The organism is Treponema primitia ZAS-1 (assembly GCF_000297095.1).
Taxonomy (GTDB): domain Bacteria; phylum Spirochaetota; class Spirochaetia; order Treponematales; family Breznakiellaceae; genus Termitinema; species Termitinema primitia_A.
On record NZ_AEEA01000036.1, the window covers coordinates 82,941 to 95,949 of the forward strand.

Below are 13,009 nucleotides of genomic sequence, written 5' to 3' on the forward strand. Positions count from 1 at the left end.
CAACACCAGATTAGGTGGGTTGGAATATACTTTATATTTGTTTAGTAGTAACTAATCCGGTAATCCCCAATCACCTTAAACCCAAGCTGCCGGTAGATTTTCTGTGCCGCCGGGTTGTCTTTCTTTACAAAGAGGGTAAGCCCCCTGCCTGCTTTGATGAGTTCCCCGACAAAAGCTGCGGTCATCCGGCGTCCTATGCCCTGGCCGCGGTATTCCGGGAGGACGTAAACACCGCCGATCTGGACGCGGGAAAAGGAGGCGGCGTTGGTGTTGATTTTCCCTACGATGCGGTTACCCAGGCAGGCTATGAGGGATTGTTCCCGGGTCAGGATTTTGCTTAGGTTTAAACGGCATGCTGTGGGGTTGAAAGCCGTGTCCCTGGGAAGAACTTCTTCCTGTTCGTATGCAGCCTGGAGAGGGTACAACAGTTCCAGGTCGGTAAGGCCCGGCTTGCGGAGAACAAGCCCTTGGGGGCCGGGGCAGTTTTCCCACCTGCTCTGACTATCCAGGGTCATGAGATCGTAATTTCGGTGTTCCGCAGCATGGTAACCCCGGCTTGCTAAAACGGCTTCCAGGAGCTCCGCTTCGTCAAGCATACCCAGGACCGCACGGATACTGATCCTGCCCAGGAAGCTTTTTATAAACCAGGGCAGGGGAGGATCCCGGGTACTGCCAAAGACGGGGAAGAGCATGCCGCCGAAGCGGAGGAGTACCGCCGAGATGGTTCCGTCCGGATCGGTGAGATACCACACCTGTTCATGCGGCGACTGTTTTTGCAAAAATTGTGCGCAGGCGTTTACACAGTAATACTCATGGGATCTGAGAAACTCCTCCGTTCGGATCCCGTCTGATTTGCCGGCCCTTCGCCACCGGTTTTTCATTGCAGGGGAAGCCGGCCCTGGGCGGGGATGCGGCCAAGCATGGAGGAGAAGCCTGCCACAAAGGATTCCGGCGCATAACTATAGACTGCCACGGCGCCGTCAACCCAGGGAACCTGATCGAGGTAAACCGGACTGAGAACGGAAAAAACGATAACCCGCTTTCCCAGCCATCGAAGGTTTTTAAGAACGTTCAGCCCCTCGGGATCGGAGAGGCAGAAGATGATCGTGTCCGACCGGCGGGCATAACCCTGCAGCTCTTCTATCGCCTCCTCCGATGGGGTGTACCAGTAGCCGGTGGATCCGGGATAGGCCGATTTGCCGGTGCTGAAAAAGTCCAGGTATTGACCTGCCAGGAGTACCCTCCCGGCCTTTTCCCGGCTTAGGGGGAAGATGGTCTGGTCTTGATCTTCACCCTTAAGAATAGTAACGCTGCGGGCTGCCAGGTCCAGGAAGAAACGGATTCCATCGGGATCGGGCAGACCCGCTTCCGCCTTGCGGAGGTCCGGCACGTAGGGTACTGCAGTTTCTCCCCGCAGGTGTTCCAGCTTCGTCTCAATAATTCTTCGGGCGGCATCCCGTACCCGGTCCCGGAAGACCGGTTCCTGCCGCATGGAGGAGAGCAGGCTGGTCCAGACCGGATCGCTCAGGTTGGGGGTTTTGGAGAGCATGATAATATCGTTACCCGAAAGAAGGGCCTGTTTCGCCGCCTGGGAAAGGCTTCCCGCCCAGGTGGTAGCGCCGTTCATCATCAGGTCATCGGTGATGATCAATCCCTGAAATCCTATCCGGTCCCGGAGTATATCCCGGAGAAACCAGGATGAAAGGGATGCCGGGGTGGACGCCGCCTGGGTATTGGGAAAGGCCAGGTGCCCGCTCATGATCGCCGGGATTTTTTCCTTGGCGAGCATACGGTATGGGATCAGCTCCCGGTCCCAGAGCACCTCGAAGGGAACCGTTATCCGGGGCAGGACCCCGTGGGAATCCAGGTCCGTATCGCCGTGCCCGGGGTAGTGTTTCGCCGTGGCGATAACCCCCGCCGCCTGCTGCCCCTTCATAAAGGCGGTTCCCAAAAGGCCCGCCCGCACAGGATCGTTACCGAAGGACCGGGGACCGATGACGGTGGAAGCCAGGTTCGTATAGATATCCACCGTGGGGGCGAAGTTCATATTGATACCCAGGAGCGCCAGTTCCCGGCCTATGTAGTAGCCCGAAAGGTAGGCGTCCCGTGGATACCCCGAGGCGCCGATAGCCATATTACCCGGGGTCTCGCTGGTGGCGCCCTTTACATGGCGTATCCAGCCCCCCTCCTGATCCGTGGCCACCAGGAGCGGTACCTTAAGTTTCCCCGCCAGGGACACCTGTTGCAGGGCCCCCACGGTTTCCGCCAGCCTGAGGGTATCCCCGGTATTCCACCCGAAGATCTTCACCCCGCCGATGTGCCGATCCCGGATCCAGTCCAGGATGAGCGGCGAAGGCTCCGCGCCCACCCAGCCAAGCATGAAGGTCTGAGCCAGGGCTTCTTCATCGGACATGGCTTCCACCAGGGCGGCCGCCAACTCCGACCTGTCACCGGTATCGGTAAAGCTAAGCGGAAAGATGTTTGCAGTACAAAGAAACAATGAAAGTAAAAACCATGATAGGGTACGGCTGCGAAGTGTCATATGTTGTATTCAATTATATTATGAAGAAATAGTCAATTCTATATGTAAATTGGGGATATATTTATATTCATAGGTGGATTATAATTCATAAAAATGGAGTATTTGTGGTGAAATTGAATATTTGTTCTAAAACTATCTTTATTTTTATAGTAAGGTATTTGGGGGCCAAAGGTACAGTTGGATCGAAAAAACTATGAGATACAATGAAGTAAAACCATCTTCCCATACCGATTTAGAAATTATTCTCAGCAGACTGGATAAAGAGGATCTCGCCGCCTTCATACTGGAATATGCGGCTCAGAATGATGAATTCCATGATACTCTTTTAATCCGTTTTTCTGAAAAGGCCGATGTAGTTGAACATGCTAAAAACATAATCAGGTCATCAATAAACAGGGCTAAGCATCGCGGTTTTGTGGATTACCGTAATGCCCGCAGGGCCGTGGAGGGGACTTGGCAAATTCTGAATACAGCCGCTGCTACGGGAGAGACCGGAGATATCCTTACGGCAGTGCAACTTTGTATAACAGTGCTGCGCGAAATGGTAAAACTCATAAATCATGCAGATGATTCTGACGGAACGATAGGGGATCCCATCCGCTATTCTCTGGAGCTGTTAAGCGAAATCACGGGGAAAATAAAGAGCGGGTATTTGAAAGGGGAGGAAGTTTTTAATGTCATTTTTAAGCATGCAAGGGAAAAAATATACGATGGTTGGGAAGAATGGCGTCTTCAAATACTGGGATCCTGCGTTCCGCTCTGCTATTCAAATCCGATACGAAAGAAATTGCAAAACCAGCTTGAATCTATGATACCTGAAAAGACAAATGATTCTTATATTGGCAGGTGGATATTAGGGGGTGTACAAAATATAAACTATAAAATCATGAGTTCCTTTGATGATCCGGAAATTGCTTTTCAATATATTGAAGAAAATCTTGATAATCGGGATTTTAGAAAGATTGCCATTGAGCATGCTGTGGCCGAAAAGAAATATGAAAGGGCGTTGGAACTATGTTCTGGGGGTGAAAAAGCAGAGACCGGATATAAAGAGAAAGTTGATGAATGGCAGCATCTTAAGTACATGATCTATGAAGAACAAAAAGATGTAACTAAACAAAAAGAACTGGCCCTTATGTTAACCCTTGGGGGTGATTTTTCCTATTACCAAAAATTGAAGACCCTCTACCTCGTAGAAGAATGGCCTGATGTTTTACAGAATATCTTGGAGAAATTGGAAAAGAGCAATCATAAATATGGTGTTTATATACAAATTTGCATCCATGAACATTTGCAGGAAAAGCTTTTGGCCTATTGCCGGGAGAATCATTCCTCAGCCGTTGAACTCTATCCTCACCTAATTCCCAAATTTTCTGATGAGTTGAATGAAATCTTTATGGCTTATATTAGGCAGGAAGCAATCCGGGCGTCCAACAGACATGAATATAAAGCGGTTACCGGAATCATTAAACATCACGTTAAGGCTTGTGGAAAGGAGAAGGCGAAATTTATTATAACGGAATTACTTGCCGCCTATCCCAGACGACCGGCCTTTATTGATGAGCTGAATAAAATTAAGGTTTAATACCCTATAGCATTGAGTTGCAATTATTTGCGTAATTTTTTGCTAATTATATGTAATATATAGAATTAGCAAATGCAATTAATGATATATGCGGCCCCTTGTTGTTAGGTATCAACCATGAGCATAGGAGAAAAATTTCCGATGTGTGTCCTTTGCAGTTTTTGTATAAGAAATGATAGTCGAAAATAACACATCAGAATTCAGAGCCGGGCAACACAAGATAAAGCTGGTTTTTGAAACCGTTCGTGTTGCTGACGGCGGCAAGTGGATTAGGTGGGGCGGAAGGGCAGGATATTGACTTTAAGAGGGTAATACCGCATAATAACATTATGAACCAAGAAATCCCATATTTGAATGACATTATTTCAATTATTTGTTCCCTTGTTTCTCCTGATGGGATAATTCTTTTTGGCTCCTATGCCCGTGGTGATAATAAAGAAAATAGTGATATAGATTTGTTGATCTTAAAACGAGGATTAAAAAACGAACGTGAGATGACAAATAAATTATACAAAGAATTTTTTGATAAAAAAATACATAAGCCTGTAGATTTGTTGGCAATAGATAACGACAAGTATGTTGCATTAAGCAACGAAATAGGGTTAATCTATAAAACAATAAAAAATGAAGGGCAATTGATATATGGAACGATATGAATCATGGCTTGATAGGGCTAAAAGCAGTTTTGAATTATCGAAGATAACAACCAATGAATTAATCTATTATGAAGATCTCTGCTTCCAAGCACAGCAAGCCGTAGAAAAAGCACTAAAAGGTTTACTGATTTATTTTGGCGATGATCCGGATTTTACACATAATTTAGGAATACTATTAGCTACACTAATAAAATATACTGAAATACCGGAGGAAATAGAAGAATCAATAAAACTAAATAATTTTGCTGTCCAAACAAGGTATCCTGGTGAATATGAAGAAATAACAAAAGACGAGTACGAAGAATGTATCAGAATAACGGGCAATTGCCTTAAGTGGGTTGAAGAAATAATAATCGCGGATAAAAGGAAAAATGAAAACGACGCGGCATCCGGTTTACAAAATGATAAAGTGATTCGTTAGTAAATCAGACTGGTAGTTCAAAATGCTCACAAGCATTGTTAATTTCCGATGAATTAGCCCTTACGAAAACGGAGTGAACATGAAATCTATAAAATCGCTGATCCATCGATATATCTTTTCGGATGAACTTTCTCTGGATGCGAGAATTTTAAACATGGTATGCGCCTTTGGTTTGGCAGCGGCGGTGGCCGCCACAGCCGCCCGCATCATAGAAAAAGCTCCTCCCATCGCTATGCTTGCCATGGCTGCCATGTTTGTTTTCATTATCGGCCTCCTTATTATGAGTAATCGTTTTAAGCTGTATAAGATCGGAATCTTGATTACCTTGATTTCTCTTGGCGATATCCTATTCCCCGTCATTTATTTTACCAATGGCGGCATCAACAGCGGTATGGCGGCGTATTTTGTGCTGAGTATGGTCATCATCTTTCTCTTGTCCCGGGGAAAGAGCTTCGTTGTTATCCTTATACCCCATATTATTATTATTCTGGCCTGTTATTTTATAGGCTATCGTTATCCGGATTTGATCCGTCCCGTAAGTAGTTTTCAACTATATGTGGATACTATCCAGTCCCTGCTGGTTTCGGGTTTTTTTATCGGCTTTGTTATTAAATTCCAGAGCCGGATTTACAATGACGAAAAGCACAAGGTCGAAATTACGGGAAGAGAACTTGCCCGGCAGGATCAGCTCCTCCATGTCATAAACGAAGCTGCAACGCTTCTGCTTGCTCCCGATGCAAATACCTTCAAGGCGGCCCTGGATACCAGTATGGAGATGATGGCCCGCTGCGTGGACGTGGATCGTATCCATGTCTGGAGAAATCAGATTGAGGGTGATCAGATGTCCTACTCGATCGTGTATGGATGGGCTGCTTCCCCTGAATTGAAACAGGAAAAAATGTCCTTTCTGTACAATCAAAGCTTTCCGGACTGGGCGGCAAAGCTTTTTGCCGGTCAATGTATAGGGGGTCCCCTTACCAGCCTTTCCAAAACTGAGCAGGAACGGCTTGGGCCTTATGGCGTACGGTCTATTCTGGTGGTTCCCCTGTTTTTACAGGATTCCTTTTGGGGCTTTGTTAGTTTTGATGACTGCCGGAATGACCGGGATTTTCCCGATGCTGAGGTCGGGATTCTGCGTTCCGGGGGAATGCTCATCGCCAACGCCATACTGCGTTTTGAAATGACCGAAAACCTTATCCAAGCCCGGGAAGAAGCCCTTTCCAGTACCAAGGCTAAGGGAGATTTTTTGGCGAACATGAGCCACGAAATGCGTACCCCCATGAACGCAATCATCGGCATGACCAATATCGCCAAATCCTCTGCGGACCCGGAAAAGAAGGATTATTGTCTTTCTAAAATAGAGGATGCTTCCAATCATCTTTTGGGGGTCATCAACGACGTGTTGGATATGTCAAAAATCGAAGCGAACAAATTTGAACTTTCCTTTACGGAATTCAATTTTGAAAAAATCCTTCAGCGGGTGGTGAATGTAAATAATTTTCGGGTTGAGGAAAAGGAACAGAATTTTACTGTAAAGCTGGATAAAAATATTCCCCGTACTCTTATTGGGGATGATCAAAGGTTGGCCCAGGTTATTACCAACCTTCTTTCCAACGCCATCAAATTTACGCCCCAGCATGGTTCCATCCAACTGAGTACCTTTTTTGAAAAAGAAGAAAACGGCGTCTGTACTATCCGGATTGAGGTAAGCGATTCGGGGATCGGGATCAGCGAAGATCAGCAGCGCAAACTCTTTACGTCCTTCGAGCAGGCGGATAGTAATACTTCCCGGCGTTTTGGCGGTACCGGCCTTGGGCTTGCGATTTCCAAGCGTATCGTCGAAATGATGGATGGGCATATATGGATAGTGTCGGAACTTGACAAGGGTTCAACCTTTGCTTTTACCATTCAGGCAAAACGGGGATCGGAAAAGAACGGTCTCCTCCGGCCTGGGATAAATTGGAAAAATATCCGGCTTCTTGCGGTGGACGATGATCCGGATATATGCGCCTATTTTCTGGATCTAGCCCAGCAGCTCGATCTCCACTGCGATACTGCCGCCGGTGGAACCGAGGCCCTCGCCATGATTGAACAAAAGGGGCCCTACGATATTTATTTTGTTGATTGGAAAATGCCCGGCATGGATGGTGTGGAATTTTCCCGCCGCGTTAAGGAGCGGAGTTCGGGGACCTCCGCGGTTTCACAACCAGAGTCGGTTGTGATCATGATATCCGCGGTGGAATGGAGTACCGTTATGGACGAGGCACGGCAAGCCGGTGTGGACAAATTCCTCTCTAAGCCCCTCTTCCCTTCCGCCATCGCCGACTGTATCAACGAATGTCTGGGCGCCGAAAATGTACTTGCGGAGAATCAGCAGCCGGGGCATATTGATCGTTTTGAAGGGTCTCATCTCCTGCTGGCGGAGGACATCGACATTAACCGGGAGATCGTACTTGCCCTGCTGGAACCGACGGCTATTGAGATTGATACTGCGGAAAACGGAAGGGAAGCGGTGGAAATGTTCAGCGGGAACCCGGACAAGTACGATATGATTTTTATGGATATCCAAATGCCCGAAATGGACGGCTATGAGGCGACTCGGCGTATCCGTGCCCTGGATAATAAGCGGGCGAAGGAAATTCCCATCATTGCCATGACTGCCAACGTGTTCCGGGAGGATGTCGAAAGATGCCTTGAAGCAGGGATGAACGGCCACGTCGGCAAGCCTCTGGCCATGGACGAGGTGTTGACAAAACTCCGTACCTTTTTGCGCAATAATACTGCGGGTTGAAAAATTAACTCAAATTGCTAGAGCAAAGCCATCCCGCCCGGCTTCTTTTGCCCGGTAGAGAGCCTCATCGGATTTGCTGAATAATTCCTGGTATACCTGTCCATCCTGCGGAGTAAAGGATATTCCGATACTTGCGGTGATACCCTTCTCGCCGCCCGGCGGAATAATTTTCAGCCATTCATCGCGAATCTGCCGGGCCTTTTGTTCCGCCATAGCGACAGAACCGATACTTTTGCAGAAGACCGCAAATTCATCGCCCCCCAATCTGCCGACAATATCCGACTCACGAACCACTCTCTGCAGAGCGTGTGCGCATTCCGACAGAACCATGTCTCCTGCGGCATGGCCGTAATTATCATTGACCGCTTTAAAATAATCTACATCAATCATCAAAAAGGCATTAATCTGACCTGTATCCTGCCGGAGGCGCAGGACGGCGCCTACCTGCTGCTCGAAAGCGCCTCTGTTGCAAAGCGAAGTCAGCACATCCGTTTCTGATTTGATGGTAACAATGTTCAAGCTGGTGATGTACTCGTCAATCTTCCGCACCATGGATTTCAAGGATTCGGCAAGGCTTTGCATCTCATCCCCGGTGTTGATATCCATAGATAGAATATCGGATGCACCGATTGATTTCCCGCCCTTCGGAGGAGAACCCTGCTCGTCGGGTTTTCCGGAGGGTTCCAGGCTGTTGACAAGAAAGCTATCCGCCGCCTTTGCCATAATATTGATCGGGCGGATGATGGCTTTCTGAATAATATATAGATATATTACCGCAAACAACGCAGTAATTATAAGTATGATAATTGCAAGCTGCCAGAGATATGCAGATTGCATGGCTACCACCTGGTTCACATCAAAATCAATTCCCACATATCCTTTACACGTTCCGTCGCTGCCAAAGAGCGGCTCGCTCACGGTTATTATCCAGCCGTATTGGGTCATTCCCATGACGGTGTCAACTTTTCCACCCTTTCGCAGCTGCTGTGCTGTGGCGTCAGGGTAAAGACGTCCAACCGTTTCGTCATCGTCAATATATGTATAGGGATCATAATGCCCCAATTCACACCACATATCCGATGGGTCGGTATCATATATATACGTAATTCCATCCTCTGCCGCCCGAAACACATACAATGCCTGAGCCTCACATTCAAGATGAGCTTTCGTAAGTAATTCCATGGTGTCATCGTACTTTTTATCGGTGGTAAGGGTATCGAGATATGTATCCAGGGAATCGGGATCAATAATTGCTGCCACAATGCCTGCGGTGGTTTCTCCCATTCTAAAATAATATTCTTCCGTTGATTTTTTGAAGCGTAAATACCCAATTATCATCATAGCGCCGCTTAGCACCACAATCATAAGGACAATTAAGGCTGTTAGCCATCTGCCTACCGAGCGACTGGTTTTTCGTCCCTGCATTGTTTGGTTTTTCATTTGTATGCCTGCTAGTTTAACCTCATTTAGCAAAAACATTCAATGTATGGGAATATACCACACATATGTATAGTTATATGTCTATAAATCATGAAACAGCGAATAATTTTCAAAAAACCCACAAAAAAAATTAATACCCGCTAAAAATACCGGTACATTGAATTTGCCTGGAATACGGGCGATCCTTAATACTCAGATCATGATATCCTCTAAAAAAAACTGGAAAATTGACCTGAAAAAGAAAATCTGCCGGAATGATGTAATTGGAATCGAAGTTTCGTTTATTATTACAAACGAAAACAAGCTCTTTGGTAATATCACCAGAACGGACATGGGCTTGCATCAGTATATCGCCAAAATTGAATGTGATCTGGAGGGTATTCCTGAACAGTTAATTAACTTGGCCAGATATTATTTTGCAAAAAAATACTACAAAAAGAACAATCCTTATGAAAATTTGCCGAATCCGGTTTTAATCCTGCAAGGGTATGGCTCATGACTTTAGCGTATCGATATATTCCGCGGCGCAATGGGCGGCGATGGCTCCTTCGGCAGCGGCGACTACCACCTGGCGGAAAGGGCTGCAGCGGACGTCCCCGGCGGCGAAGAGGCCCGGGATAGAACTGGCCATGCGCTGATCCGTGATGATATAGCCTGTTTCGTTGGTTTTTGCATCCGGGACGAGGGCGGTCTGGGGGGTGGTTCCGGCGAAGATGAATACTGCGCTGACCGACTCTTCGTACTGGGTTTTGTCGGCGGTGTTTTCCAGCAGTATTGATGTGACCTGTTTTTCACCCCGGATTTCCAGGGGGCGGGTATTGAGGCGTACATCAATGCGGGGGTTCCGGAGGACCCGCTGGGCCAGGCCTTGTTGGGCGCGGAAGGTATCACGGCGGTGGACCAGGATGACCTGATCGGTCAAGAGCGAAAGGTATTGGGCTTCATCACAGGCTGCGTCACCGCCGCCAACCACCAGGACCTTCTTGCCCTTAAAGAAAGGGCCGTCACAGGTGGCACAGTAGGAGACGCCCCGGCCTGCGTACTCCGCCTCGCCGCTTATGCCCAAACTCCGGTGGGTAGCGCCGGTGGCGAGGATTACCGCGTAGGCGCGGAGTTCCTTGCCGCTGCCCAGGCTTGCGGTGAAAAGGCCGCCTTCCTTCTTGAGTGAAAGGACCGCATCGCCGATGATTTTGGCGCCGAAGTTTTCAGCCTGGCGGCGCATGTCCTGGGCAAAATCGAAACCCGACCGGGGGGTGGCATCGCCGGGGTAGTTTTCCAGCTTGTCGATCACCAGGGTCTGACCGCCCGGAGACATCTGCTCTATGGCCAGGACCTTAAGGTTGGCCCGGCTGCCGTATTGGGCGGCGCTCAGGCCCGCGGGACCGGCTCCTAAAATTAATAAATCAGCGTCTGCCTGTGCCATGAATGCTCCTAACACTATAATAAGTAATGCCCCATAGTACCGTCAATAGGAATATGGTACAATTCACATTGATGAAAAGGATGTTTTTTTCGGGGTTGTTTCTTTGATCCTGGCGGAATTGGTGTTCATACCCTGTCTGTCCGCACAGACGGTTCAGTTCCCTGCCCTGGAGCCGGATCCACGGGCTCTTGAATTTGCCCGGCGTGGGGATTATTCCTGGCGGGATATCGGGGAGATTGCCCTATGGGCTTCTTCCATCGGAACCCAGGGGGCGTCCAATGAAGCTGCCCAGGCGGAGCTTATCAGAAATACTGTGGCGGAGCTCCTGGCCATGCCGGATCTGCCCATGGACGCCAAGGGGCGTGGAGAATTTGTTCTCACCTTTGTTCACCAGCGTTTTCTCAAGGGCTATGTGGAAAATCAAACCCGGCTGGATGAGGTTTTCAGGACCGGGCGGTATAACTGTGTTTCTTCGGCGGTACTCTACGCCGTCTTTGCCGCTGCGGCGGGACTGGATGTTTCGGGGGTGATGACCAAGGACCACGCCTTTATCACGGTGAACACCGGCGCTGAGTCTATCGACGTGGAGACCACCAACCCCATGGGCTTTGATCCGGGGAATCGCCGGGAATTCCACGACGGCTTCGGAAAGCTTACGGGCTATGCCTATGTTCCCGCCCGGAATTACCGGGACCGGACTTCTATCAGCCAACTGGAACTGGTTTCCCTCATCTTAACTAACCGCATATCCGAACTGGAACGCCGGAACCGTTTTGCTGAGGCAGTTCCCTTGGCGATAAATCGGGCCGCGTTCCTCAGGGATCGCCGTAACCCTGTGTCCTCCCCCTTCTTTACAGACCCCCAGCGGGATCTGATAGACCGGCTGCTAAACTATGGATCAGCCCTCATGAAATCCGGGCAGGAAGCAACGGCCCTCCAATGGGCGGCTCTGGCGAGTAACCGGTACCCCGATGATGACCGATGGCAGGAATTTATCTACGCCGCTTTGAATAATCTTCTGGTTAAGCTTGTACGGGCTCAGCGTATAGCAGATGCCCGGAACACCCTGGATGCTAATACTTCTATTCTGAGCCGGGATAATTTTAACCGTCTGGAAGCGCTGGTACTGGACGCAGAATTGGTGCAGCGATCCGAGGCAGTACGGACCGCGGAGGAAGCCCAGGCAGTTTTACTGGCCCTTGACACTGCCCGGAGCAGGGGGGCCATCAACGAAGGCAGGGCTAAGGAGCTGCGTAATTTTATCATCCTTAAGGAAGGGGAACGGCTCTCCTCCGCCGAGGGTTCCCTGGCTGCCATACGCTACACCGATGCTGCCATAGCCCGGTATGGCCGGGATTCCCAGCTGGAAAGCGCCATCCGCATATACCGTAATAACCGCTTGGCAGAACTGCACAATGCCTTTGCGGATCTGTACAACAACGGAGACTACGATGGGGCTGCCCGGGTCATCCGCGCGGCTTTGGAGGAATTCCCGGGGAACCGGAATCTGACCCAGGATCTTAACCTGGTGGAGCGGGCTTTGAAAAGCCGGTGATGAAAATCATCTCTCCCACGGGTGGTTTTAGCCTTGTTATGTTATTTTTCCATAAGATCGGCGTATAACCCTGCTAAACGTTTCCGTAAATGTAACACCGCGTAATGTTTGCGTGATAAAACCGTATTAACCGGCGTATGGGTTTTTTCCGCCACCTCTTTTACCGAAAGCCCCATGTATTCCGTCAGCTCAAAAACTTCCCGTTGTTCCTTAGGTAATTCTTCCAGAGCATTGTTTATCTCATCTAAAACAAAGGATCGCAGATATTCTGTCTCCGGCGTTGTTTCGGTGTCAAAGACAAGGTCCGCTATATCCTGTAAAACAAATTCATCATTCTCATCATCATAGTACACGGGCATTTGTTCATCATGCTTTTTGTTCTGATGGTTGATTATCTTGTTGCGCGCTACCCGGTAGAGCCATGCCGCGGTTTGTTCCACCGGCTGGGCTAAACTGTTCACCCGTGTAAATTGGTAGAAAACTTCCTGAAGAATATCATCTGAATCCTCAGGAAGGCGTACCCGTTTACGGATGAACCTTGAGAGCCTTTCGCGGTATGTATTAAAAACTTCGGTAACCGTCTGTATTTTAATTTT

At 48.6% G+C, this 13,009-nt stretch carries 11 protein-coding genes; 6 read left to right on the forward strand and 5 right to left on the reverse strand.

The window, feature by feature from the left end:
* Window positions 1–41: 41 nt before the first annotated feature.
* Both TPRIMZ1_RS0105425 and TPRIMZ1_RS0105430 read right to left on the reverse strand, forming a co-directional pair.
* Entirely contained in the window at window positions 42–881 is an 840-nt protein-coding gene (locus TPRIMZ1_RS0105425) for a GNAT family N-acetyltransferase (protein WP_010256071.1), read from the reverse strand.
* On the reverse strand, window positions 878–2,542 hold the full coding sequence (locus tag TPRIMZ1_RS0105430; RefSeq protein ID WP_081503624.1) for a glycoside hydrolase family 3 protein: 1,665 nt from the start codon (window positions 2,540–2,542) through the stop codon (window positions 878–880). The genes TPRIMZ1_RS0105425 and TPRIMZ1_RS0105430 overlap by 4 nt, the downstream gene beginning before the upstream one ends.
* A 193-nt stretch (window positions 2,543–2,735) precedes the next feature.
* Here TPRIMZ1_RS0105430 and TPRIMZ1_RS0105435 point away from each other — a divergent pair, with 193 nt between their 5' ends.
* From TPRIMZ1_RS0105435 to TPRIMZ1_RS0105450, 4 genes are all read left to right on the forward strand, one after another.
* On the forward strand, window positions 2,736–4,127 hold the full coding sequence (locus TPRIMZ1_RS0105435; RefSeq protein WP_010256076.1) for a zinc finger SWIM domain-containing protein: 1,392 nt from the start codon (window positions 2,736–2,738) through the stop codon (window positions 4,125–4,127).
* Between the two features lie 245 nt (window positions 4,128–4,372).
* Complete coding sequence (locus tag TPRIMZ1_RS18515) at window positions 4,373–4,783, forward strand: nucleotidyltransferase domain-containing protein (protein WP_038077915.1); 411 nt, start codon at window positions 4,373–4,375, stop codon at window positions 4,781–4,783.
* Window positions 4,770–5,204 (forward strand): HEPN domain-containing protein, encoded by a 435-nt coding sequence (locus TPRIMZ1_RS18520; protein WP_010256079.1) that lies wholly within the window; start codon window positions 4,770–4,772, stop codon window positions 5,202–5,204. The genes TPRIMZ1_RS18515 and TPRIMZ1_RS18520 overlap by 14 nt, the downstream gene beginning before the upstream one ends.
* Window positions 5,205–5,283: 79 nt before the next feature.
* Window positions 5,284–7,995, forward strand: a complete 2,712-nt coding sequence (locus TPRIMZ1_RS0105450; protein WP_010256082.1) for a response regulator — start codon at window positions 5,284–5,286, stop codon at window positions 7,993–7,995.
* A gap of 9 nt (window positions 7,996–8,004) precedes the next feature.
* On the opposite strand, the gene TPRIMZ1_RS0105455 is transcribed toward TPRIMZ1_RS0105450, so the two are convergent.
* Window positions 8,005–9,435: a GGDEF domain-containing protein gene (locus TPRIMZ1_RS0105455; RefSeq protein WP_100217008.1), complete on the reverse strand. Its 1,431-nt coding sequence runs from the start codon at window positions 9,433–9,435 to the stop codon at window positions 8,005–8,007.
* A gap of 199 nt (window positions 9,436–9,634) precedes the next feature.
* On the opposite strand from TPRIMZ1_RS0105455, the gene TPRIMZ1_RS0105460 reads away from it, so the two are divergent.
* Window positions 9,635–9,934, forward strand: a complete 300-nt coding sequence (locus TPRIMZ1_RS0105460) for a hypothetical protein (protein ID WP_010256087.1) — start codon at window positions 9,635–9,637, stop codon at window positions 9,932–9,934.
* Here TPRIMZ1_RS0105460 and trxB read toward each other — a convergent pair.
* Window positions 9,929–10,858 (reverse strand): thioredoxin-disulfide reductase, encoded by a 930-nt coding sequence (gene trxB, locus TPRIMZ1_RS0105465; protein ID WP_010256091.1) that lies wholly within the window; start codon window positions 10,856–10,858, stop codon window positions 9,929–9,931. The two genes, TPRIMZ1_RS0105460 and trxB, sit on opposite strands and share 6 nt — an antisense overlap.
* Before the next feature lie 103 nt (window positions 10,859–10,961).
* Between trxB and TPRIMZ1_RS0105470 the strand changes: the two genes are divergently transcribed.
* On the forward strand, window positions 10,962–12,413 hold the full coding sequence (locus TPRIMZ1_RS0105470; protein ID WP_010256093.1) for a hypothetical protein: 1,452 nt from the start codon (window positions 10,962–10,964) through the stop codon (window positions 12,411–12,413).
* A gap of 41 nt (window positions 12,414–12,454) precedes the next feature.
* Here the strand turns inward: TPRIMZ1_RS0105470 and TPRIMZ1_RS0105475 are convergent, their stop codons facing one another.
* Complete coding sequence (locus tag TPRIMZ1_RS0105475; protein ID WP_051004282.1) at window positions 12,455–13,006, reverse strand: RNA polymerase sigma factor; 552 nt, start codon at window positions 13,004–13,006, stop codon at window positions 12,455–12,457.
* Between the last annotated feature and the right edge of the window lie 3 nt (window positions 13,007–13,009).